The 21,395-nt window shown below is 69.6% G+C and carries 20 protein-coding genes and 1 pseudogene; 5 read left to right on the top strand and 16 right to left on the bottom strand.

Features of this window, described 5'->3' with window-relative positions:
• Positions 1-188 precede the first annotated feature (188 nt).
• From ACIOEW_RS33020 to ACIOEW_RS32990, 7 genes and pseudogenes are all read right to left on the bottom strand, one after another.
• Positions 189-431: a hypothetical protein gene (locus ACIOEW_RS33020; protein WP_401968395.1), complete on the bottom strand. Its 243-nt coding sequence runs from the start codon at positions 429-431 to the stop codon at positions 189-191.
• On the bottom strand, positions 424-501 hold the full coding sequence (locus ACIOEW_RS33015; RefSeq protein ID WP_401968497.1) for a hypothetical protein: 78 nt from the start codon (positions 499-501) through the stop codon (positions 424-426). The genes ACIOEW_RS33020 and ACIOEW_RS33015 overlap by 8 nt, the downstream gene beginning before the upstream one ends.
• A gap of 50 nt (positions 502-551) precedes the next feature.
• Positions 552-698 (bottom strand): annotated as a pseudogene (locus ACIOEW_RS33010) (IS5/IS1182 family transposase); the annotation flags it as partial.
• A gap of 52 nt (positions 699-750) precedes the next feature.
• A complete protein-coding gene (locus ACIOEW_RS33005) occupies positions 751-1,203 on the bottom strand; it encodes an SUKH-3 domain-containing protein (RefSeq protein ID WP_401968495.1) in 453 nt (150 codons plus the stop codon).
• A gap of 376 nt (positions 1,204-1,579) precedes the next feature.
• Positions 1,580-1,996, bottom strand: coding sequence for a cupin domain-containing protein (locus ACIOEW_RS33000; protein WP_401968392.1), 417 nt, complete (start codon positions 1,994-1,996; stop codon positions 1,580-1,582).
• Between the two features lie 216 nt (positions 1,997-2,212).
• Positions 2,213-2,878: an SDR family NAD(P)-dependent oxidoreductase gene (locus tag ACIOEW_RS32995; RefSeq protein ID WP_362553465.1), complete on the bottom strand. Its 666-nt coding sequence runs from the start codon at positions 2,876-2,878 to the stop codon at positions 2,213-2,215.
• Positions 2,879-2,954: 76 nt separating this feature from the next.
• A complete protein-coding gene (locus tag ACIOEW_RS32990; RefSeq protein WP_401968389.1) occupies positions 2,955-3,971 on the bottom strand; it encodes a zinc-dependent alcohol dehydrogenase family protein in 1,017 nt (338 codons plus the stop codon).
• A 202-nt stretch (positions 3,972-4,173) separates the two neighbouring features.
• Between ACIOEW_RS32990 and ACIOEW_RS32985 the strand changes: the two genes are divergently transcribed.
• Positions 4,174-5,058 (top strand): helix-turn-helix transcriptional regulator, encoded by an 885-nt coding sequence (locus ACIOEW_RS32985; RefSeq protein ID WP_401968387.1) that lies wholly within the window; start codon positions 4,174-4,176, stop codon positions 5,056-5,058.
• Positions 5,059-5,358: 300 nt separating this feature from the next.
• Here ACIOEW_RS32985 and ACIOEW_RS32980 read toward each other — a convergent pair whose 3' ends face one another.
• On the bottom strand, positions 5,359-5,952 hold the full coding sequence (locus ACIOEW_RS32980) for a hypothetical protein (protein WP_401968384.1): 594 nt from the start codon (positions 5,950-5,952) through the stop codon (positions 5,359-5,361).
• A gap of 204 nt (positions 5,953-6,156) precedes the next feature.
• On the bottom strand, positions 6,157-6,663 hold the full coding sequence (locus ACIOEW_RS32975; protein WP_401968381.1) for a DinB family protein: 507 nt from the start codon (positions 6,661-6,663) through the stop codon (positions 6,157-6,159).
• Between the two features lie 410 nt (positions 6,664-7,073).
• On the opposite strand from ACIOEW_RS32975, the gene ACIOEW_RS32970 reads away from it, so the two are divergent.
• Positions 7,074-7,514, top strand: a complete 441-nt coding sequence (locus ACIOEW_RS32970; RefSeq protein WP_401968378.1) for an ATP-binding protein — start codon at positions 7,074-7,076, stop codon at positions 7,512-7,514.
• 50 nt (positions 7,515-7,564) lie between these two features.
• On the opposite strand, the gene ACIOEW_RS32965 is transcribed toward ACIOEW_RS32970, so the two are convergent.
• The 6 genes from ACIOEW_RS32965 to ACIOEW_RS32940 all read right to left on the bottom strand — a co-directional run bounded on the left by ACIOEW_RS32965 (position 7,565) and on the right by ACIOEW_RS32940 (position 15,207).
• Positions 7,565-8,005, bottom strand: a complete 441-nt coding sequence (locus ACIOEW_RS32965) for a hypothetical protein (protein ID WP_362553483.1) — start codon at positions 8,003-8,005, stop codon at positions 7,565-7,567.
• Between the two features lie 225 nt (positions 8,006-8,230).
• Positions 8,231-10,078, bottom strand: a complete 1,848-nt coding sequence (locus ACIOEW_RS32960) for a family 20 glycosylhydrolase (protein ID WP_401968376.1) — start codon at positions 10,076-10,078, stop codon at positions 8,231-8,233.
• A 797-nt stretch (positions 10,079-10,875) separates the two neighbouring features.
• Complete coding sequence (locus ACIOEW_RS32955; protein WP_401968373.1) at positions 10,876-11,739, bottom strand: hypothetical protein; 864 nt, start codon at positions 11,737-11,739, stop codon at positions 10,876-10,878.
• Positions 11,736-12,989 carry a glycosyltransferase family 4 protein gene (locus ACIOEW_RS32950; protein WP_401968492.1) on the bottom strand — a complete coding sequence of 418 codons (1,254 nt, stop codon included), beginning with the start codon at positions 12,987-12,989 and terminating at the stop codon, positions 11,736-11,738. The genes ACIOEW_RS32955 and ACIOEW_RS32950 overlap by 4 nt, the downstream gene beginning before the upstream one ends.
• A gap of 266 nt (positions 12,990-13,255) precedes the next feature.
• The gene (locus tag ACIOEW_RS32945; protein WP_362553492.1) at positions 13,256-13,933 is read right to left on the bottom strand and encodes a response regulator transcription factor; all 678 of its coding nucleotides are present in this window, start codon (positions 13,931-13,933) and stop codon (positions 13,256-13,258) included.
• Complete coding sequence (locus ACIOEW_RS32940; RefSeq protein WP_401968370.1) at positions 13,930-15,207, bottom strand: sensor histidine kinase; 1,278 nt, start codon at positions 15,205-15,207, stop codon at positions 13,930-13,932. Before ACIOEW_RS32940 ends, ACIOEW_RS32945 begins: the two co-directional genes overlap by 4 nt.
• A 222-nt stretch (positions 15,208-15,429) precedes the next feature.
• Here ACIOEW_RS32940 and ACIOEW_RS32935 point away from each other — a divergent pair, with 222 nt between their 5' ends.
• The 3 genes from ACIOEW_RS32935 (at position 15,430) to ACIOEW_RS32925 (ending at position 20,677) form a co-directional block, all read left to right on the top strand.
• Positions 15,430-16,122 (top strand): ABC transporter ATP-binding protein, encoded by a 693-nt coding sequence (locus ACIOEW_RS32935; RefSeq protein WP_362553498.1) that lies wholly within the window; start codon positions 15,430-15,432, stop codon positions 16,120-16,122.
• The gene (locus ACIOEW_RS32930; RefSeq protein ID WP_401968367.1) at positions 16,119-18,467 is read left to right on the top strand and encodes an ABC transporter permease; all 2,349 of its coding nucleotides are present in this window, start codon (positions 16,119-16,121) and stop codon (positions 18,465-18,467) included. Before ACIOEW_RS32935 ends, ACIOEW_RS32930 begins: the two co-directional genes overlap by 4 nt.
• A 386-nt stretch (positions 18,468-18,853) precedes the next feature.
• The gene (locus tag ACIOEW_RS32925) at positions 18,854-20,677 is read left to right on the top strand and encodes an alkyl/aryl-sulfatase (protein WP_401968364.1); all 1,824 of its coding nucleotides are present in this window, start codon (positions 18,854-18,856) and stop codon (positions 20,675-20,677) included.
• A 158-nt stretch (positions 20,678-20,835) separates the two neighbouring features.
• Here the strand turns inward: ACIOEW_RS32925 and ACIOEW_RS32920 are convergent, their stop codons facing one another.
• Positions 20,836-21,144, bottom strand: a complete 309-nt coding sequence (locus ACIOEW_RS32920; protein ID WP_401968362.1) for a hypothetical protein — start codon at positions 21,142-21,144, stop codon at positions 20,836-20,838.
• Positions 21,145-21,395: the final 251 nt, after the last annotated feature.

The following is a 21,395-nucleotide window of genomic DNA, read 5'->3' as shown; positions in this document are numbered from 1 at the left end:
ACGTAGGCACTCCAGGGCACGGTGGTGGCCGTCCGCGAGCAGAATGTCGGCATCGATTGGCCGACCCGGGCCGCTAGGGCCTACCGGACACCGCGGGGCAGGCGGGGACTTTCAAGCGCCCTGGTCCGCCGCCTCGGACCAGCAGCGGGTCGAGAGTGCTTGGGAAGTTCCCACCACGGCACCCGGCGTCAGGATCGGCAGGGTGAGCCCCGCCGCGCGCAGACCCGGCGGCGCCGCGCCCCGTAACCCATGCAGTCGAGCACCAGGGCGCTCGCGCCGGCCTGGAGGTGTATGCGTACCGGAGCGAAGGCGCCCACGGTGCCGGTGGCCAGCGCGGAGAACAGGTCGATCAGGCGCGGGCTGATCCGGGACGTGACCTGGCCGTTCGAGGCAAACGCGTCCGGCGGCGCGGCGATCCAGCCCTTAGGCATGCCGACCGCCGACGACGTGGGTGAGCACATCGTTGTGCAGCCGGAGAGTGAAGGGCTCCCCGTCCTTCACGTTCCAGCGCACGGTGATGTCCGCGTCCCAGCTGCGGTGACCGTCGACCCCAGCGGAAGAGACCACGGGCGCCCATTGCGGACCGGATCCACGCGTTCGCGGCGCAGGGCCGTCGCCAGCTTGCCGAAGACACGCGGGCTCAGCCCGGTGAACGGGGCTATCCAAGACGGCTCCGACGCCGTGATCACACCAGACACCGCAAGATCATCTCACCTGGTGGGAGCGTTCCTGAGGCGGTATGCGCAGGAGTCACAGCCATGCTGCCCGCTCGGTACGATCGGCACCGCCATCGCCATCCACCACGTAAATCAGTGCCTCTGCGAAGCTGGTGCCCAGCTGCCACAGGACGCCCGGTCCCACGGCGATGACACGCCCGCTGGCCGCCACGTATGACCTGTACTGGATTGACCACATGCCCAGAGGGCTGTAGCTCTCCCCATATCGGAGCCTCAGCCTCTGAGCCTCGGCAGACGCATCAACACAGGCGTCAACGGGATCCAGGCGCAGTGACGAGGAAGGGACACGAGCAGGAGAGCTCTCGATCGTCAGTTCGCCGAACTCTGCCCAAACCGCCTTCGCCACGTCGTTGAGCTCGAACTCCGCCGCCACGAGTTGTTGTGTCCAGGTCTCAGTGCCGATCCGTCGTCCCGCTCTCCACCCGGCAGTCCTGAGCGCTTCCAACACCGAAGGCCCGCAGCCCATCAACAATCCACCGATGCGCTCTATGCGCCCACCCCGTCTCCTCAGCGATCCTGCATTTTCCGCAACCCTGACAGGTGCGGACCCGCACAGTACAGAGCGGCGCGGCACGTGTGCCAGCAGGCAGAGCCATTGCGGGACAGCCCTTGGGAGGGCTGCGGTCAGGGCCGGTGCCAAATGGTCCTTCAGCTTCGAGTGGAAGCGGGCCACGCCGGGCTCGGCCCGGTAGGCCGCCTGCAGGCTGGGTGGGGGTGTGCTGTACGCCGACGGCGCGGCGGCCATGACCAGGGACCGGTTCCTGACCGACGTGAAGGCCCACCTCACGCATCAGGTGACCGGCGACCGGTCTGTGCGCGCAAGCCCGCCGCGTGAGGGCGGGTCAGCTCCCGCCCTGGCTGCTGAGGGCGTGGGCGTACTGCTCGTCGGTGACTGGCTCGAGCCATGTGGTGCCGTCGCCGTCGGCGTCGCCCACGACCATGGCGATGTGCGCCATGAGCGTGGTGTCGGTGCCGCCGTGCCAGTGCTCCTCACCGGGCGGGCACTTGACGATCTGTCCGGCGCTGACACGCACGACGTTGCCGTCGCGGGTACCGACCAGGCCGACCCCGTCGGTGATGTAGAGGGTCTGGCCGTTGGCATGGCTGTGCCAGTTGGTGCGGGCGCCGGGCGTGAAGCGGACCAGGGCGCTGGCGAGGTGGGCGGGTGAGGCAGGGGCCTCGATCATGTTGAGGTAGACGTCGCCGGTGAACCGCTCGGCCGGCGCCTTGGCCGTCGGGGTCGAGGTGATGTGCTCCATGGTCTTTGTCCTTGTCAGGTGGGGGCCGTTGGGGTGAGGAGGCAGGTTCAGGAGGAGTGGCGCCGGTCGGCGATCGGGGTGAGCGGCAGCAGTGCGGCAAAGTCCCGCGCGGTGGTGCTGTCGTTCATTGCGAGCAGCTTCAGTGCCGCCATCAGGACCGCCCGAGCACAGGTACGCAGGGCAGGTCGGTGCGGGGCATGACAGAGGTCTCCTGGTTCAGTCGGGCATCGGTTCGGCGTAGTGCCGAAAGCCGTCCCGATCGGTGTGCAGGCTGTACAGCCGCTCGGCCAGCGCGCTCGGGCTGGAGTGTTCGGAGTCCGGGCTGATGGCTCCGGGCACGATGAGCTGGGCGGCGTGGATGTTCTCGCTCGCGAGCGCGTCGTGCAGCATCGCCGCGTAGGCGCTCTCACCGGCGAACGCGATCGAGGTACCCGCGCGGTCGGGGTGCGGGCGGACAGCGCTGCCGCCGTTGACGAGCAGCAGCGTGCCGCGCCCCAGCGCCCGCATCCCGGGTAGGACCGCGTTCACGCAGGTCAGCGGGCCCTTGATGGAGAAGGCGAGCGGATCATCGAGGTCGGCCGGACTGGTGTCGAGGACCGGCTTCATGAAGTCGGCGCGGGGCACCGGGCTGAACTGCAGGATCTCCACCGACCCCAGCTCGTCCCCGGCCCGTCGCAGGGCGGTGACGAGGGAATCGGGGTCCAGGACGTCGGCGGTGTAGCCGCGGGCCTGGATACCGTCTCGGTTCAGCTCGGCCACGAGAGGGCCGAGGTGTTCGGCGTTGCGCGAGAGGAGGGCGACGGCGTGGCCGGCGGCGCCGAAGCGGCGGGCGCAGGCCAGGCCGAGGCCGGGACCGGCGCCGACAAGGGCGAAGGTCGTCATGAAGGGTTCCTCCCAATGATCGGAATGGGGTCGGTCAGAGCTCGGGAACGCTGCTCGGATGGGTGATTTCCCCTGGTCAGGGCTTCAGGAGCGCCTTGATGGCACGGCGCTCGTCCATCGCCCGGTAGCCCTCGGCGACCTCGTTGAGCGGCAGGGTGAGGTCGAAGACCTTGCCCGGGTCGATTCGGCCCGACTGGACGAGGCTGATGAGGTCGGGCAGGTAGCGGCGTACGGGGGCGGGGCCGCCGCGCAGTCCGACGTGGGAGAAGAACAGCTCCTGGCCGTCGACGGCGACGTCGTGGGGGACGCCGACGAAGCCGACGTTGCCGCCGGGGCGGGCGGAGCGCAGGGCCTGCTGCATGGCCTGCGCGGTGCCGACGCACTCCAGCACGCTGTCGGCGCCGATCCCGCCGGTCAGCTCCTTGATGCGCTCGATGCCTTCGTCGCCACGCTCGGCGACGATGTCGGTGGCGCCGAACTCGCGGGCCAGCTTCTGCCGGGAGGCGTGGCGGGACATGGCGATGATGCGCTCCGCGCCCATCTCCTTGGCAGCGATCACCGCACACAGGCCGACCGCGCCGTCACCGACCACCACGGTGGTCGAGCCGGGCTTCACCTCGGCGGCTTCCGCGGCCCACCAGCCGGTGCCCATGACATCGGAGACGGCCAGCAGGCTCGGCCACAGCTCCTCGCCCGGCACTTGGTCGGTGGCGACCAGGGTGCCCTGAGCATGGGGGATGCGCACGTAGTCGGCCTGGCAGGTGGACATGAATTCGCGGTGCAGACAGCTCGACTGGAAGCCGTTCCGACAGTTCGCGCAGGTGTTGTCCGAGGTGGCGAACGAGCCGATCACGAACTGGCCCGGCTTGACCGAGGTGACCTCGGAACCGACCTCCTCGACGAAGCCGACGTACTCGTGGCCCATCGTGTGCGGCTCGTCCATCGGCTCCAGACCGCGGTAGGGCCACAGGTCCGAGCCGCACACGCAGGTCACGGCGGTGCGGATGACCGCGTCGGTCGGATGGAGGATCCTGGGGTCGTCCAGCGCCTCGAAGCGGATGTCGCCGGGGGCATAGATCATTGCGCCACGCATGAGTGGGATTCCTTTGCGAGCCGAGGCGACGTACCGGGGGAGTGGTCGTCGCCAGGTGAAGGGCCTGGTGCTTGTCGCCAGGCCAGGCGACAAGCACCACCTCATCCAGGTAACCCGCTCTCGGCGCACGGAGCCAGTCACGGTCAAGGGGTGTACTGCCAGTACATCGCTGTGGCCGCGTACGGGACGTACCGTCGAAGGCGTGGACAACCAAGCAGAGGTCCGCGAGTTCCTGACCTCGCGGCGAGCCAAGATCACCCCCGAGCAGGCGGGACTGCCCTCCGGCAGCAGGCGCCGGGTGCCCGGCCTGCGCAGGAGCGAAGTCGCCGCACTGGCGGACATGAGTGTGGAGTACTACGCGAAACTGGAGCGCGGCAACCTGGCCGGCGCCTCCCCGCCCGTCTTGGAGGCCCTGGCCCGCGCCCTGAAGCTCGACGACGCCGAACGCGCCCACCTGCTGAACCTCGCCCACGCGGCGGACGGCTCCGACGCCCTGACCCGCCCCCGGCGGCGTACCCCCCAGTGGAAGGCGCACCGCAGCCTGCAATGGGTCCTGGACGCGGTGACCGCCGGTCCGGCCTTCGTGCGCAACGGCCGCATGGACCTGCTCGCCACCAACCAGCTCGGCCGCGCGTTCTACGACGACGTCTACGCCGCGACCCACAACCAGGCCAACCTGGCCCGGTTCAACTTCCTGGACCCCGCGTCCCGGCGCTTCTACCCCGACTGGGAGCAGGCTGCCGATGTCGCCGTGTCGATCCTGCGCACCGAAGCCGGCCGCAACCCGCACGACAAGGGCCTGCACGACCTCGTCGGCGAGCTCTCCACCCGAAGCGACGACTTCCGAACCCGCTGGGGCGCCCACAACGTCCGCCACCACGGCACCGGCACCAAACGCTTCCACCACCATGCCGTCGGCGAACTGACCCTCGCCTACGAAGGACTGGAGATGGCCGCCGAACCCGGCCTGACACTCACCATCTACACCGCCGAACCCGGCTCCCCCTCCGAAGAGGGACTACGCCTCCTCGCGTCCTGGGCCGCCACGCGTGATCTCGACATCACGGAACCCTCCGCGACGAGCTGATCCTGGTCGCGGTGGAGCCGATTGGAGCGTGGAACTTCGCGATATCGGCGGCTGCGGCCACTCCTGATGCCCCGTCACTCCGCACGTGCATGACCGATGAGCCGCCGGGCCTGCCGCACTCGGTTCGTTCCGGACGCCCGCCTCGCCCGACGTTCGTCGGCAGGTGCGGTTCCAGCTGGGCCCACTCGGCATCGGAAAGATCACCACGCCCCGTACAAGGCGGAACGGTCCAACCCCTCGGCGAGTCCGTCGTCCCGTCGGATACGTCCCACGGGACAGCCCTTAGCCGTAGTAGAGGTCCTAGACAACGTGGGGCAGGGCATCGCCGGGTTCTTCGATGCGGGGCGCAGTCTTCACTCCGCTGCCGGTCACGAGTACGGATGCGCTTTGGAGGGCTCCCAGAACCGAGGCGAACATGTGGGACATGCTGTCCCACCGCTTCACTCCGTTCACACCGGTGGACGGGTCCACCTCCAGGACCGCCCCGTGGTCACCGCCAGGCCGGTGATCAACAACGAGTTCGCCGCCGGTGTGGTTCCTCGCGACCGGTAACCACAGCATGTGCGCCTCAAGGCCGACGATGAACTCCTCCTCGCCGTCGGCCACGGCCCGCTCGACGTCCTCCACCATGTCCGCCAGACCATGCGTCATGCCGGACACCCCCAGAAGCGGAAAGTCCGAGGGGACGAAGGCACCTGCGGCCGGCACCGGATCACGCTGCGAGCCGTCATGCGTGGACAACCGGACCAGCACGTCCTCGTGAACCCGGAAGGCCCCCGCTGCCAGGGCGGCAACCCGCGCCGGATCCGCTGGCGGCATCAGCTGCCGGTAGTCGCCCGGAGCATGCTCTGCCAACCAACGGTCGAGGCCGGCCAGAATGCTGCGCAGCTCCACGTGTCGTGTTTCCTTCCGTCGGGAAGGTGCCAGGGTACGGACACACTTCGTGCAGCGGGCCGACCGCCCGCCACCTACAGCTCCCTCGCCTGTCGGAGCCGTCCAGTGTCCAGGGCGACTACCTCTCCGTCGCAGGAACCGGACCAGGAAGATGCTGTAACTCACGGGCACACGCAGCCATCGCCACGATCCGCCGGACAGGCCCTACTCGCCGGTCCTGCCGTCGAGCATCTCGCGCAGGATGTCCAGGTGGCCGTTGTGGCGTGCTGTCTCCTCGGTGAGGTGGAGGAGGATCCAGCGCAGGTCGACGTGGAGGCCGTTGCGGATGGTCCCCTCGGCCTGCTTGTCCAGGTCGTTCCCGGCGGCCAGTTCGCGGTAGCGGGCGCTCTGCTGGGCGTACTCGTCGAGCAACTGCGTGAGCGGGAAGTCGACGGCGATACGCATCTCGCGGTCGGGCTCCTCATCCGTCATGGGGGCCAGGTCCTTCTCGCCGAGGAAGACCACCTGGAACCAGTAGTACTCGACCCAGCGGAGGTGGTTGATCACTCCGCTCATGGTCATCAGCGGTGAGCCCGGCAGGAGCGCCTTGCGTGCGTTCTCCGCGGAGAGGCCCTCGCATTTGGCGCGGGCTGTGTTACGTGCGTAGTCGAGAAACGTGGTGAGCTGGGTGCGCTCGTCCCACGCAGGCGGTGTGTCATTGATTCTGGTCATCGTGCGAAGCATCCCCAACCGTCGCGCCCGCTGTCGAGGTATTTATCGACGGGCACCACCTGCTTCACCCAGATCCTTGTCCGGCGGGTCGATACAGCACCGCAGCGCCGGTGGGCCGCCCGACATGATCCGCCGGACAAGCCCTCGGCGCGTGCTTCCACGGGATCGAGCTGCACGGTATCCACCAGGGCGGTTACGCGAGCTGGCTGCCGTACGCGGCCCATCGGAATGCGGGCTGAGGCCGGCGGGCCGGGGTGGCACGTGGATCTCGCCGTCCGTTCGAGCGCTCCCAGGGACGGACCCCTTTCCGCTCCGGCTTCGGGACGCCGGCCGGGCTGTGTGCCGGGGCTGCCGCGTGTGCCTCGAAGCAGGGGGTAGGAGGGGGAGGAGAGCGGAGTGAGGGAGGGTCGATGGCGAAGGACACGTCGTTGCGTGCGATGGGGTGGGCGCAGTCGTTTCCGGTGTCGCAAGGTGTGCGGGCCGGCCGTCGGTGGACGCGGGAGCATCTGGCGTCCCTGGAGTGGACCAAGGCCGCCGCCGAGACAGTGGACGCGATACTGCTCAGTGTCTCCGAGCTGATGACCAACGCGCACGTGCATGCGCACAGCGACGCCCAGCTGGTTCTCACCTGGGACGGCCACTGCCTGCACGTGAGTGTGCACGACTCCGATCCCCTGCCCCCCTCCAAGCAGCCCGAAGACCTTACGACGACCGGGGGACGCGGACTGGCCATCGTCGACGCGCTCGCCGACGGTTGGACCACGCATCCACAGGCGTCGGGCAAGACCGTCACCGCGTGCTTCGTACCACCCGGCGCTCCGAAGCCTCGGCATGGCCGGGACGTCAGCTGAGTTCGGGCCGACGGTTCGGCTCGAAGCGGGTGTGCGCCGGTGATCCCTGGTCAGCGGCGGCCGGTGGCCAGGATGACGAGGAACTGACCGCCGCCCGGCTCGATGTCGGCGGTCACCGGAAGCCCGGGTACCAGTCGGGAGAACCGGTCCACCAGCCAGTCCGCCGCCTCTTGGGCGTCCCGCCTGGTCGGACAACGCCCCACCATCTCGCGGCCCCCCTTGCGCTCCAGCCTCCCGGCAACGGTGATCAGCGGCGCGGGTTCGACCACGTACAGGTGGTCCGGCCAGGCGATGGCCACCTTGACCGCGCCCTTGCGGGTGTTGCATCCGCGGTGTGCGAGCCGCTCGGCGACCTTGGCCTTCCGGTCGGCAGTCCGGCTGTCGACGCTGGGCCCCCGCGGGTCGTTCACCGACTCGTCGGGGTCGACAGCTTCGTCACACACCCAGCATCGCCAGCCGTCGCGCTCGGCCACATCATCAAGGAGACTCATCCGAGCAAACTAGCCTGCCCGGCCGCCACCCCGCGCACCCGGGCCCCGTAGCCCCAGCGCAGGGGCGGCCGCGCCGGGCGCCGCCTGATCCCCCCGTGGTTGTCAGTCGGGGTCCTCCGGGCGGCGTCGGAGCGACCGGCCGCCGAGGACGGCCGCCCGCCCGCCTCGAGAGAACAAGGGCCACCGCGAACGGCGGTGACCCCCGTTCTCCGTTGAGACGCGTGCTCAGGGCAGGACCTCGAAGGAGTAGAGGGAGTAGCCGTAACCGGTGGCGCGGGTGATGCCCTGCATGCGGACATATCGAGCCGTGGTGGCAGGGAACGTGAGCGTGTCGGCGCCGGCCTTGGCCAGGCCGCGGCGCTGAGCCACGGTCCGCCACGTCGTACCGTCGTCGGAGGCCTGGATGTCGTAGTCCTTGCCGTAGGCCGACTCCCAGTCGAGGTTGACCTTCGAGAACTGCTGACGGCTGCCGAGGTCGACCCCCAGCCACTCACTGTTGGTGTACTGGCTCGCCCAGCGAGTGCTGGGGGTGCCATCCACCGCGTTCGACGGCACCAGGCTCGCCGTCTCCGAGGAGGAGGCCGTTGCGGCCCGGTTGAAGGCAAGGTCTCCGGGTGTCGGCTCGGGCTTGGCGACCGTGTCGGGAAGGTACGCAGTTCCCGGGCCCTGGCCAACGGTGCCCACCCGATTCAGGAACGCGGCGTAATTGGTTCCTGCGCGAGTGCCGGACCACATCTTCTGGGCGAGTGCGGCAAAGCTCTTCTCGACCAGGCCGTGGACCTCGAGTTCGGTGTAGGTGGCGCGGACAAGATCGTTCCACACGGCAGGCATGGCGCCGAGGAGCATGGGGTCCTGGGGCGTGAGATCACTGGTTCCGCCGAAGACGTGCGGTTCCCAGCTGTTGAAGATGTATTGGCCGTCCAGTCCCTGGCCGTGGTAGTAGTTCGCGAACGGGACCACATAGAGCAGGCCATCGTTGGAGTTGATGACCTTGTAGCCGTCAGCCACAGCCGCCTTGGGCGAGTACCAGCCGTTGTTCCAGCTGTTGATCACCATGCTCTTGTCGTAGCCCGCGCCGCCGCCCGACATTGCGCTGAAGCTTCCCCAGGCATTGACCTTCTTGCCCAGTGACCGCACGTAGGGGGCGATGGTGTTGACGTACGTCTTGTACTGCGAGACCAGCGACGTCGGGTATTCATCGATGCCGATGTGCACCGTCGGGCCGCGAAACCACGGCGCGAACTCGGCGTAGACGCTCTTCATGAACTCGGTGGCGGCCGGATTGCTCAGGTCCAGGTGGTCGGAATTGCCACCGTCGAGTCCGATCTCGGGCTTGAACTTGACGAAGGCGCGCGCATGGGCAGGGGCATCGATCTCGGGGATGATCGTGACGCCGTTGGCGGCGGCGGTGTCCTCGAAGGAATTCCAGTCCTGCCGGGTGTACCCCTGGTCGGCACCAAGTCCCGCGAAGGCGGGGTTGCTGCTCTTGAGACGGAACGCGGAGACGGCCTGCGACCAGTCACCGCCCGGAGCCTGGATCTCATTGTCGTTGAGGTGCAGCTGGAAGGTGTTGAGCTTCAGCCAACCCATCCAGTGCAGGTAGGACTTGATGAACTCGGGCGTGAAGTACCGTCGCCCGACATCGAGCATGAAGCCGCGGACGGCGTAGTCGGGATAGTCCACGGCGGTGCCGACCGGAATGCTGTCGCGGTTGGCGGACCCGAGAAGCGACTGCAGGAGAGTTCGGGTGCCGTAGTAGGCGCCTTTCCGGCCTCCTCCGACGATCTCGACGGAGCCGCTTGTCACGGTGAGACGGTACGCCTCGGGACGCAGCTCGGTTTTCGCGGAGCCGAAGTCGGCGGAGGCATCGATGCGCAGGGAGATGTCACCCGCACGAGGGGTTCCCGTGGCCGTGGTGAGCCGCAATGAGGTCAGTTCGGCAGCCTCGGCGGCAACCTGGGCCGCCAGCGACCGCAGAGCGGCCGGCGCACCACGGGGGACGACGATGCGGCTCGACGAGGTGAGGGTGAGACTGCCTGTGCCACCGGTCCACTGCTGCAGAGCGGGCACCACGCCGGGAGGCGCTGTGTTGACCTCCGCAGCGGCGGGGGAAGTACCGGTGATGGAGAGAAGAGGGACGAGCAGGAAGCTGCCCAGAATTGCTCTACGCGCCGGTTTCCGTTGATTCACAGATCTCTCCGGGGGGATGGGCGTGAATAGGGACAGGAGCTGCCTTCGCCGATCGGTGGAGACAGCCCTCAGAGCGTTCCAAGAGCGGTGCCCACAGGGTTGCGGCGCACCCTCGCACCGTCAAGAGGTGTAGACCTCTCAATCGAGGCTGCTGCCGCGCGGTGGTGGATGAACGAGTGAAGAAGCAGGTGGGGGCTTCGGGCGCCGAGGCACCGGCGTCGGAAAGTCCAAGCACTCCGACCCGCGAGTCCATGCCTCACGCGGTGGGCGGCTGCCGAGAGATTCCGGCGTGAATGTTCGGCACTCACCGACTTTGCCCGGGAAGTGCCGAGCGCAGCGTTCGGAGGAATCGGGCCGACGCGACCGCCCCGGTACCGAGTTGAGGGCGGCTTGGCGTCTTCACTTCCAACTGATCGTGTGCTCCGACCAAGGAATGCACGTGACCACGACGAAGGCCGTGAGGACGAGCCGGCTGCCGGATCTCCATCGCCGCCCGTTTGCCGCCCCCGCTGCGCGCAGCGGGGGCGGCAAACGGGCGGCGGCTCAATTCGCGGCGGGCTGAAGCCACCTGTCGGTGGCCCAACCCCGCAGCAGGTCGGAGTCACCTGTCGGTCCGTCAACAACACGCGGGCGCTGAGGTTGTCTCTCGATCAGTCAACACAGCTGCCGCGTACCGACGTTCACCGTGCGCGCCGCGGTGCGACCTCCACGGAGAGGTCGTTGTCGACCGTGTAGTACGGACGCGCCGCTACCCCGTCGAGTGCGGCGGCCGGGTAGACGAAGACCGCCTTGCGGTCCGCGATGTCGTCCAGCAGCCGGGCCACCCGGATCCGTGGGGTGCCGGTGGCCGCGCGGACGTACACATCCCAGAACACCGGTGCCTCCCCGGCGCCCGGCCCTCCGTCTTCCGCCACGAGGTCCCCGTAGTCGACGGTGAACGAGAAGTCCTGGCCCCCCTCGGCCCGGAGTGCGATCTGCCGTACGGTGGAGTTCTGCCCCCGTCGGTTCAGCGACACCGCCGCGCCCTCACCCAGCCGGGCGCCGAACAGCCGCGCCGTCACGGTCATCGAGTCATCCGCGAGGACGATCCGGCCGGCCTCCGCGTGCCTGGCCCGCCACCAGGCCCGTACGGCGAGCCGGCCGTCCTTGGTGGCGTACGGGATCCGGACCGCCACCGGCGTGGACCGGCCGTCGCCCCCGCCGGACACCAGCGCGCGCAGATCACGCAGGCCGGGCAACAGCGGTGTGCGCTCCTCGCCCGGCGCGCCCACGACGTAGGCGTCCCAGCGGCCTTCCTCGAGAGCAGGTTCCGCCTCCACCACGGCCCGCCACTGGTCCTGTCCCGCGGGCTCCAGCTCGACGTAGCGGCCGGTCTCCTCCGGCTTCCCCTTGTTCGGGCGCAGCTGAAGCAGCAGCCGGGGACGTGCCGAGGCGGGCAGGGGTAACCGTACGCGCACGAGCAACCGCCCCTCCTCCTCCACCGTCACCTCCCCGCGGGGCTTCTCCACCGGTCCGTTCACGCCCTCGCCGTCGCTGCCACTCATCGCCGCGCCTTCCGTACGGCCCTCACGACACTGCTGGCCGCGACGAGCATGGTGTCCCTGGTCGCGTAGCCGCTGCTCACCAAGGCGTGTTCCGTTCCGCGCGCAGGCCGGCCCGCGCTCCGGGCCGCCAGCAATTCCTCGAACAGCCGCTCGGCCTGGGCCACGACAGGGGCGGGGGCGTAACGCCGGGAGTTCTCCAACGCGGTGCGCCCCATGCGCCGGCGCAGTTCGTCGTCGCCCACGAGGTCCAGCAGGGCGCCGGCCAGTGCGTCCCTGTCTCCGACGGGAACGAGCCTGCCGTCCTCACCGGGGGCGATGATCTCGCCGGGGCCGTAGGCACAGTCGGTGCTCACGACAGGCAGCCCACAGCGCATCGCCTCGACGATGGTCATGCCGAAGGGCTCGAAACTGGAGGTCGCCGCCCCGATCGAGCCCTTGACCCACTCCGCTTCCATCGGGGTCACCGCACCCATCAGGAACACGTTGTTGTACAGCCCGAGCCGGTCGATGAGTCCACGCAGCCGCTCCTGCTCCTCGCCTCTGCCATAAATGCGCAACTTCCAGTCGGGATACTGTGCGGCGACCGCGGCGAAGGCCTCGATCAGCAGGTCGAACCGCTTCACCGGCACCAGCCGTCCGGCGGCAACCACGACACGCTCGCGACCGTCCGCCGGCGGGAGGGTGGGGGTCGGGACACTGTTGGGCAGCGCCTGCACGCGCACGCCGGGTAGCCGCATCTTGCGTCGGTAGGCGGCGGCGTCGGCCTCCGTGACGGGAGTGATCGCGTCCAGGCGCGGATAGACCCGGCGCAGCACGTTGCGCAGCCGCGGCGGGTGGTTGTCCAGCGTGAGGTGTTCCTGTCCGACCCGCACCGTCCGCGCGGGGGCCTGGAGGGCCAGGTGGACATTGAGGCCGGGGCGGGTACCCACGACGACGTCGGCGTCGAGTGAGGCCAGCGCCTCGCTGATGCGCTCATCGGTGAGCGCGCTGTACTCCCGGTAGCGGTACTCGGACGAGGGAAAGACCTTCGCCGGTGTCAGATGCCGCGGGTCGTTCTTCTCGTGCCGCAGATCCACCAGGGGCCGCAGCCGCACGCGCGGGTCGGGTGTGAGGTTCGGCCGTTCCCGGCTCCGGAGCACCGAGATGATCTCCACATCGTGCCGATCGGCCAGCGCTCCAGCCAAGTTGAACGTCGTGGTGATCGTCCCTCCAATCCCATATGCGTTGTGTATAAGAAATGAGATTTTCATGCCGTACATGACGGACGGCACCTACGGAAGGTTGCCTGCGTAACCCTTTGGCGTGACAAAAGATCCCCTGCCGTAACCCACCGGCGAGGCTCCTCACCAGACACGCCCCCCGGGCTCTCACCGCAGCCCCGACGCCTGGCCCCCATCCCCCCTTGCAACTCCCGACGCCGGGAAGGCAGAACACCCGTCAAGCGTGGCTTCCGGCGTCCGTGGTCAACACCGCTCGCACCTGCTGGGCACCGCCAACTCCCCACGCGGGACGCCTTCTAGGCGCCGCTTTCCGGGACGATCAGCCCTGTCTCGTACGCGAGGACCACGGCCTGTACGCGGTCACGGAGGTCCAGCTTCGACAGGATGCGGCCGACATGCGTCTTGACCGTGGTCGGGCTGAGGAAGAGGCGCTCGGCGAGTTCGGCATTGCTGAGGCCGGTCGCGAGCAGGCGGAGCACCTCGAGCTCGCGCGGGGTCAGGTCCGACAGTTCGCGGTGCACGGTGGGGGCCCCCGGCTCCTCGCGGCTGGCGAAGCGCTCGATCAGACGGCGGGTGATCGAGGGTGCGAGGAGGGCGTCCCCGGACTGCACCAGTCGTACGGCGGCCACCAGGTGCTCGGGGCTGACGTCCTTGAGCAGGAAGCCGCTGGCGCCGGCGGTGAGGGCGGCGTAGACATAGTGGTCGAGGTCGTAGGTGGTCAGGATGATGACGCGGGTGCTGTCCCGGCCGTCGGCGAGGATTCGCCTGGTCGCTTCGATGCCGTCCATCCGGGGCATCCGGATGTCCATGAGAACGACATCGGGCCGTGTGCGACGGGCGGCGGCGACCGCCTCGGCCCCGTCGGCCGCTTCGGCCGTCACCTCGATGCCGTCCGCGGCCAGGATCATCCCGAAGCCCGTTCGCACCAGGGCCTGGTCGTCGGCGACGACGGCGCGCAGGCTCGGCCGGCTCATGCGATCCGCCAGGAGACACGGGCCTTGATCCGGTAGCCGCCGGCAAGGGTCGGACCGGCCGTCAGTTCGCCGCCGTAGATCGCCAGCCGCTCGCGCAGTCCGATGAGGCCGCTGCCGCTGCCTACCGCCGGCACGGCGTCCCGCTTTCCGCCGGTGTCAGCGATCTCGATCTCCAGCCAGTCCTCGGCGTAGCCGATCGTCACGGATGCCTCGGCGTCGGGCGCGTGTTTGATCGTGTTGGTCAGCGCTTCCTGGACGACGCGATAGGCCGCGAGGTCCACCCCGCGCGGCAGCGGTTCCGGGGGCAGCGTCACGGCGATGTGCACCGGTGTCCCGGCGGCGCGTACCCGCTCCACCAGGGTGTCGAGCTGCCCCAGCCCGGGCTGGGGTTCGAAGCCGTCGGGTCGCTCGTTGTCCGGCGCTGCGAGCAGGCCCATCACATGGCGGAGTTCGGACATGGCGGCCCGCCCCCCGGCCTCGACCGCGAGCAGCGCTGTCTTCGAACGCTCGGGCGCCGCATCCATCACCTTGCGTGCCGCGCCCGCCTGAATCACCATCACGCTCACATTGTGGGTCACGACATCGTGCAACTCGGCGGCGATCCGGGCCCGTTCCTCCTCGACGGCCCGGCGCGTGGCCTCTTCCTGAGCCTCCTGCAGCTGCGCGTAGCGGTCCTGGCTCGCACTCAGCTGCCGCTGCCAGAAGCGGACGAGACTGGCCACCACCCCGGCGATCAACAGCACGACTGCCGGGCTCGACCAGCCCGGCAGGATGGGTTCCGTCTCCCGGAACGCGAGGCCGGCCAGGACGGCGGCGACGACCATTCCGGCCATGGCCCGCATCCGGTAGCGGCTGTGGACGACGGCGCTGTACGCGCCGATGACGCAGGTCACCACGTTCATCCAGGAGGCGTCGTCGACCATGACCAGGGTCGCGAACATCACCATGGCGAACGCCGCCAGCGGATATCGGCGCCGGGCCGCCAGCGGTAGCGACGAGAGCACGACAAAGGGCCAGATCACTGACGAGTGCTCCGCCTCCTGCACCACGATGGGGCGCTCGGGGCCTGGAGGGGAGAAGGCGTCCTGGTCGATCCGGACGAGGTGTCCGGCGTCGGGATAGCGCGCGACCCAGAACAGCGCAACGACGGTCAGCACGAGGGCCAGCACCACGTCGAAGCGCACCGCCCCGGGCGAGGGCGGAGCAGGTCTGGGCTCCGGGCGCAGCGAATCGCGCAGCTGCCCGACCCACCGACGCCGGTCTTCCGTCTCCATCAGCACATTGTGCGGCTCCTCGGCCCGGAGGCGCGTCCGTCTTCGTGACCAAGGCACCGTCCCGCAGGCGTACATCGCAGGGATGACCCCGCGGCCGGTTCCTCCGAGAGGAGGGCCGGATGTCCGTGCCGCGGACGACGCGCCCCAAGTGCACGCGCCCCTACGTTCGCTGGGCCGACCAAGACATGTGCGCCTTCTCGACCGTAAGGACGGACAACTCCCATGACTCACGTGATCCAACTGGAGGGCGTGGCCAAGCGCTACGACAGCGCCGGTGCTCCCGCGCTCGGACCGATCGACCTCAGCGTCGCCGAGGGCGAGGCACTCGCCGTGACCGGCCCCTCCGGCAGCGGCAAGTCCACCCTGCTCAACCTCGTCGCCGGCCTGGACAAGCCGACCGGAGGCGCCGTGACTGTGGCCGGGCGGCGGATCGACCAGCTGAGCGAACACGCCCTGGCCCGCTTCCGCCGCGAGCAGATCGGCATGGTCTTCCAGTTCTTCAATCTGCTCGACGACCTCACCGTCACTGACAACATCCAGCTTCCCGCCCAGCTGACCGGGACGGCCAGGAAGAAGGCAGCGGTCCGCGCCGGTGAGCTGATGGAGGTGCTGGGCATCTCCAAGCTTGCCCGCGCCTATCCGGGCCGGCTGTCCGGGGGCGAGCGTCAGCGGGTCGCGGTGGCCAGGGCACTGGTCAACAGGCCCGCGCTGCTGCTCGCCGACGAGCCCACCGGCGCGCTCGACAGCGCCTCGGGCCAGGACGTACGGGAGCTGCTGGTGGATCTGCACCGTGGCGGGCAGACCATCGTGCTGGTCACACACGACCTGGCTCTCGCGGAATCCTGCGCCGGCCGCACCATCCACCTGGTCGACGGGCACCTCGCGCTCGACACGCACGCACAGGCCGTCCGATGAGCGGCGTTCTCGGCCGGGTCGTGCGCTCCGGTGTGGGCCGACGCCGGGTGCAGACCGTAGTGATCGCCATCGCCACGATGATGGCCGCGGCCTCGGCGGTGGTCGCCGGGTCGCTCATGGTTGCCGCCGACGCCCCCTTCGACCACGCCTTCGCCGAGCAGCGCGGGGCGCACATCACCGCGCAGTTCGATCCGGACGACGTGAGTGCGGCGCAGCTCGAGGAGACCGGGCAGTTGCCCGGGGTCAGCGCGAGCGCGGGCCCGTATCCGACCACGACGATCCGCCCGGTGGACGAGCGAGGCGGTCACATGACGCCGCTGACGCTGGTCGGACGGACCGGTCCGCAGAGCAAGGTGGACGATCTGAATCTGAGCTCCGGCCGCTGGGCCGAGAAGCCCGGTGAGATCGTGCTCACCGCGTCCGTCGCCGGACCTGACTTCGAGCTCGGCATGGTCCTCAAGGCCTCGGACGCCGCGAACAGCCCGGGCCTGACCGTCGTCGGCCTCGCGATCTCGGCCGCCAGGACCGCCGACGCCTGGGCGACCCCCGCCCAGGTCGGCGCGCTGGCCTCGGAGGACAGCCCGGAGACCAGTCAGATGCTCTACCGCTTCGACTCCGCGGGGACGAAGGGGCAGATCGCCGCCGGCCGCAAGCAGCTCGCCGCCGCCGTACCGTCGGGGGCACTGGTGGGCACCCAGTCCTGGCTGGACGCCAAGCGGGCCGCAGACCAGGGCGCGGCGCCGACCATCCCGTTCCTGATCGCCTTCGGCGTGCTGGGCATCATCATGTCGGTGATCATCGTCGGCAGCGTGATCAGCGGCTCGGTGGGCACCGGTCTGCGCCGGATCGGCATCCTCAAGGCCATCGGCTTCACCCCGCGCGAGGTCGTCCGGGCCTATGTGGCCCAGGCGTTGATCCCGGCCGGCGCCGGTATCGCGCTGGGCGTCGTCCTGGGCAACCTCCTCGCCGTGCCGCTGCTGGCGGACACCGAGTCGGTGTACGGCACCGCCTCGCTCTCCGTCGCCTGGTGGGTGGACGTCCTGGTGGTGGCCGTCACCGTGCTCATCGTCGGCGTCGCGGCCCTGGTCCCCGCGCTGCGGGCGGGCCGGCTGCGTACCGTCGAGGCCATCGCGGTCGGCCGGGCGCCACGCTCCGGGCGAGGCCAGTGGGCACACCGGGCGGCGGGACGGCTGCCGCTGCCGCGAGCGGTGACGTACGGCCTCGCGAGCCCCTTCGCCCACCCGGTCCGTGCGCTCGCGCTGCTTCTCGCGGTGGCCTTCGGCACGGTCGCGGCGACTTTCGCGCTGGGGCTGACCTCGTCCCTCAACGCGGTCGGCGCCGCGGCGGATCCCGAGGAGCGGGCGGAGGTCACCGTGATCGCCTCCAGACCGGAGGGCGGCCAGCCCCGTCCCGGCGGCCGGCCGGCTCCGAACGCCGACCCCGCCGAGGTGCGCGCCGCCATCGAGGCGCAGGCCGGCACCGCTTCGTACTACGGCCTGACGCAGGACGACGTCATCGTGCCCGGGATCTCCGGCACGGTCCGGGCGGGCTTCTACCAGGGCGAGACGGGTTCCGGCCGCTACGAGATGATCTCCGGGCGCTGGTTCGCGGCACCGGGGGAGGCAGTGGTGCCCACCGGCTTCCTGGAGCGCACCGGCACCAGGATCGGTGACACGGTCCAGGTGACCTACGAGAAGCAGACGAAGCCCCTGAAGATCGTCGGCGAGGTGTTCGACACCTCGGACGGCGGCCTGCGTCTCACCATGGACCTCGCCACCTTCACCGGGGCCGAGCCCCAGGACTTCCTCATCGAGGTGAAGCCGGGCGTCTCCTCCGCCGAGTACGCGCAGAAGCTGAACTCAGTGGTGCAGCCGATGGGCGGCGACGTCATGGCCAACTCCCCTTCCCAAGGGGAGAACATGATCCTCGTCCTGAACGCGATGGCCGTACTGCTCACCCTCATGCTGGTCTCGGTCGCGGGCCTCGGAGTGCTCAACTCCGTAGTCCTCGACACCCGGGAACGCGTTCATGACATCGGCGTCTGCAAGGCGCTCGGCATGTCCCCGCGGCAGACCGTGAGCCTCGTGCTCGCCTCGGTTGCCGGGATCGGTGTGCTCGGCGGCCTGATCGGCGTCCCGGCCGGGTACGCGCTGCACGGCTATGTGCTGCCGGTGATGGGCCACGCGGGGGGCACCAATCTGCCGCCGTCGATCCTCGAGGTGTACGAACCCGGGCAACTGGTCCTGCTGGGGCTGGCCGGCATCGCCATCGCCATGGTGGGCGCGATGCTCCCGGCGGGCTGGGCGGCCAAGACCCGTACGGCCACGGCGCTCCGCACGGAGTAGCGGCCGGTGGCGGCCGTCAGCGCGGGAACCGTCGGGTCAGGTCCGGTGGACCCGCGGGGGCCAGGCAGCCGGGCAGGCGCGGGCACGCGCCTGCCCCCGTCCCGGCCGAGTGGTGCGGGTGGTCGGGCCGAGCGCATTGCAGGCGGAGCACGCCAGCGGCGGGTTGGGGGAAGCAGAGCCGAATCACCGGATGCGGTGGGCGGTCACGACTGCAGGGCCGGTGCCCGGCCGCGGCAGCGGGGGGAGCGCATACGGGGGGAGCGACTTCCCGGTACGGGTGGCGCCGGCGGGTGCCACCCGTACGGGCTACTCGTCCGAGCGGCCGCGTGGTCTGTACAGGTGAATGGGTTACGTACGTGTTCATGAGGATGAGCCGGGGAGAGCCCATGCGTGTCAGTGACCTGCCGTTCGAGGACACCACTGCCGAGAGGAACGCCGATCGCGGATTCATCGCGGCGCTGCCGGATCCGGTCGTGAAGGACGAGTCGAGAAAGGTGGTGTTCGACACCTCGGCGTACGACTTCATGGACGCCGACTGTCCCGACACCGCGAACCCGAGCCTGTGGCGTCAGGGCCGGCTGTGCGCGCGCAGCGGCCTGTACGAGGTGACCGAGGGCATCTACCAGGTCCGGGGCGTGGACCTGTCGAACATGACGCTGGTCGAGGGGGAGAGCGGCGTCATCGTGATCGACCCGCTGATGTCCACGGAAACGGCCGCGGCCGGTCTGGCCCTGTACCGCGCACACCGCGGTGAGCGCGCGGTGACGGCGATGATCTACACCCACTCGCACGGTGACCACTTCGGCGGGTCCCGCGCCATCGTCCCCCACGGGGTCACCGACATCCCCATCGTCGCCCCGTCCGGGTTCATGGAGCACGCCGTGGCGGAGAACGTGTACGCGGGCAACGCCATGAGCCGCCGCGGGGTGTTCATGTACGGCATGCGGCTGCCCAGGAGCCCCGAGGGACAGATCGGCTGCGGACTGGGCAATGCCACCTCCCTGGGTACGGTCAGCCTCGTCGCCCCGACCGTGGACATCACCCACACCGGTCAGGAACTCACCCTGGACGGAGTACGGATCGTCTTCCAGCTGACCCCCGGCACCGAAGCCCCCTCGGAGATGAACTTCCTCTTCCCCGACCACCGGGCGCTGTGCATGGCCGAGAACGCCACCCACACACTGCACAACGTCCTCACCCTGCGCGGCGCGGTCGTCCGCGACTCCCGCATCTGGGCGCACTACCTCAACGAGGCCCTGGTGATGTTCGAGGGGCAGGCGGATGTCGTCTTCGCCTCCCACCACTGGCCCACCTGGGGTGAGCAGGAGCTCACCGCGTTCCTCAGCGCCCAGCGCGACCTCTACGCCTATCTCCACGACCAGACCCTGCGCCTGCTCAACCAGGGGCTGACCGGTCCGGAGATCGCCGAGGACTTCGCCCTGCCCCCGGCGTTGGAGAAGAACTGGGCCGCCCGCGGCTACTACGGATCGGTCAGCCACAACGTCAAGGCGATCTACCAGCGGTACATGGGCTGGTTCGACGGCAACCCCGCCCACTTGTGGGAGCACCCGCCGACCGAGCTGGCCAAGCGGTTCACCGCCGACTACGGCGGCATCGAGGCCCTGGTCGCCAAAGGGCGACAGTACGCGGACGCCGGCGATCTGCGTTTCGCCGTGACCCTCCTCAACCACGCCGTCTTCGCCGAACCCGGCCATGCGGGGGCCCGCGACGCCCTGGCCGGTGTCTATGACCGGCTCGGACAGGGCGCGGAGAACGCCACCTGGCGCAACTTCTACCTCACCGCCGCGATGGAGTTGCGCGGCACCCTGGCAACCATCGGCGTCGACCTCGGCAACCCCGAGATGGCCATGGCCCTCTCCGTCGACCAGGTCATCGACACCCTCGCCATCCGCATCGACGGCCCCCGTGCCTGGGACACCGGTCTGACCATGGACTGGCACCTCACCGACCTCGACCGCACCTGGCATCTGACGCTGTCCAACGGGGCCCTCACCTACCGCACCAGTGAAGGCGCCGCCATCACCGGCAGTCCCGACCTCACCCTGTCGTTGACCAAGCCCCAGCTGCTCGGCGTCGTCGCCGGCCACGGGCTCGACGGCATCACCACGCAAGGCGACCCCGCCGTCCTCCAGAGGCTCGTCGACTTCCTCGACACCGCCGAACCCAACTTCCCCATCGTCACCCCCTGATCCCTGATCCCGTCCCCTGCCCGGGCGCGCGCCCGGACAGGGGACGGGATGCGCGCGCCCCGGCCCGACGGACCGAGGTCCTCCTGTGCCCTGGCACTCGGCGATCGAGCTGAAGCGGTACGGGCTTCGTGCGGATCGACGCCTGGGCGGACCGGCTGTCACTCCTTGGAGGCCACCTCCCGGATCAGCGGCTCGAACTCCCGCCGCACGTAGGCGTCGAAGGGCTCCGACAGCGCGCCGTCGATCACCCGCCGCACCCGGTGCTCCGCCGCGAACTCCTTGATCGCGGCGCGGGAGTCCGGCCTCACGCCCCCGCCAATGATCAGCACTCCGAACTCCTCGGCCTCCAACAGCTTCCGGGCCTCCTCGTCGGTGCTCACTCCCTCCGCGGCGAAACCGTCCGCGCGCAGCGTGGCCAGCACCGCCGTCACTCGGGCGGGCGTCCTTCCCAACACCAGCGTCTTCATGGCTCTTCCTCTCCGATACGTCGACATCGGCGCACCCGAACCTAGGAGCTCAACCTGACTTGAGGTCAACCCCCGCAGCTCCGGACCCTCAGCTCCGGACCCTCAGGAGCGGCGGTCCCAGGCGCGGCGGCCCCGCTGGGACATGGCCGGGTCACACATTCCAGCCTGCCCCGACAGGCTGAGGCGCGGTCAACTACCTTGCATGTACTGACGGAACGCTGAATCAAGGGGGGCGCTCGGGTGTGGACCAG

The sequence above is a fragment of the Streptomyces sp. NPDC087901 genome, assembly GCF_044742205.1.
Lineage (GTDB): Bacteria > Actinomycetota > Actinomycetes > Streptomycetales > Streptomycetaceae > Streptomyces.
Note: the sequence above shows the minus strand (reverse complement) of the source record. Positions and strands in the feature narration are given on the sequence as shown.

Coding starts and splice junctions, on each gene's coding strand:
- ACIOEW_RS32930 (WP_401968367.1), top strand. CDS start 16,119: ATGAGCGGCGTTCTCGGCCGGGTCGTGCGCTCCGGTGTGGGCCGACGC.
- ACIOEW_RS32965 (WP_362553483.1), bottom strand. CDS start 8,005: ATGAGTCTCCTTGATGATGTGGCCGAGCGCGACGGCTGGCGATGCTGG.
- ACIOEW_RS32925 (WP_401968364.1), top strand. CDS start 18,854: ATGCGTGTCAGTGACCTGCCGTTCGAGGACACCACTGCCGAGAGGAAC.
- ACIOEW_RS32970 (WP_401968378.1), top strand. CDS start 7,074: ATGGCGAAGGACACGTCGTTGCGTGCGATGGGGTGGGCGCAGTCGTTT.
- ACIOEW_RS33000 (WP_401968392.1), bottom strand. CDS start 1,996: ATGGAGCACATCACCTCGACCCCGACGGCCAAGGCGCCGGCCGAGCGG.
- ACIOEW_RS32945 (WP_362553492.1), bottom strand. CDS start 13,933: ATGAGCCGGCCGAGCCTGCGCGCCGTCGTCGCCGACGACCAGGCCCTG.
- ACIOEW_RS32950 (WP_401968492.1), bottom strand. CDS start 12,989: ATGAAAATCTCATTTCTTATACACAACGCATATGGGATTGGAGGGACG.
- ACIOEW_RS32990 (WP_401968389.1), bottom strand. CDS start 3,971: ATGCGTGGCGCAATGATCTATGCCCCCGGCGACATCCGCTTCGAGGCG.
- ACIOEW_RS33020 (WP_401968395.1), bottom strand. CDS start 431: ATGCCTAAGGGCTGGATCGCCGCGCCGCCGGACGCGTTTGCCTCGAAC.
- ACIOEW_RS33005 (WP_401968495.1), bottom strand. CDS start 1,203: ATGGGCTGCGGGCCTTCGGTGTTGGAAGCGCTCAGGACTGCCGGGTGG.
- ACIOEW_RS32995 (WP_362553465.1), bottom strand. CDS start 2,878: ATGACGACCTTCGCCCTTGTCGGCGCCGGTCCCGGCCTCGGCCTGGCC.
- ACIOEW_RS32975 (WP_401968381.1), bottom strand. CDS start 6,663: ATGACCAGAATCAATGACACACCGCCTGCGTGGGACGAGCGCACCCAG.
- ACIOEW_RS32920 (WP_401968362.1), bottom strand. CDS start 21,144: ATGAAGACGCTGGTGTTGGGAAGGACGCCCGCCCGAGTGACGGCGGTG.
- ACIOEW_RS32935 (WP_362553498.1), top strand. CDS start 15,430: ATGACTCACGTGATCCAACTGGAGGGCGTGGCCAAGCGCTACGACAGC.
- ACIOEW_RS32940 (WP_401968370.1), bottom strand. CDS start 15,207: ATGGAGACGGAAGACCGGCGTCGGTGGGTCGGGCAGCTGCGCGATTCG.
- ACIOEW_RS32955 (WP_401968373.1), bottom strand. CDS start 11,739: ATGAGTGGCAGCGACGGCGAGGGCGTGAACGGACCGGTGGAGAAGCCC.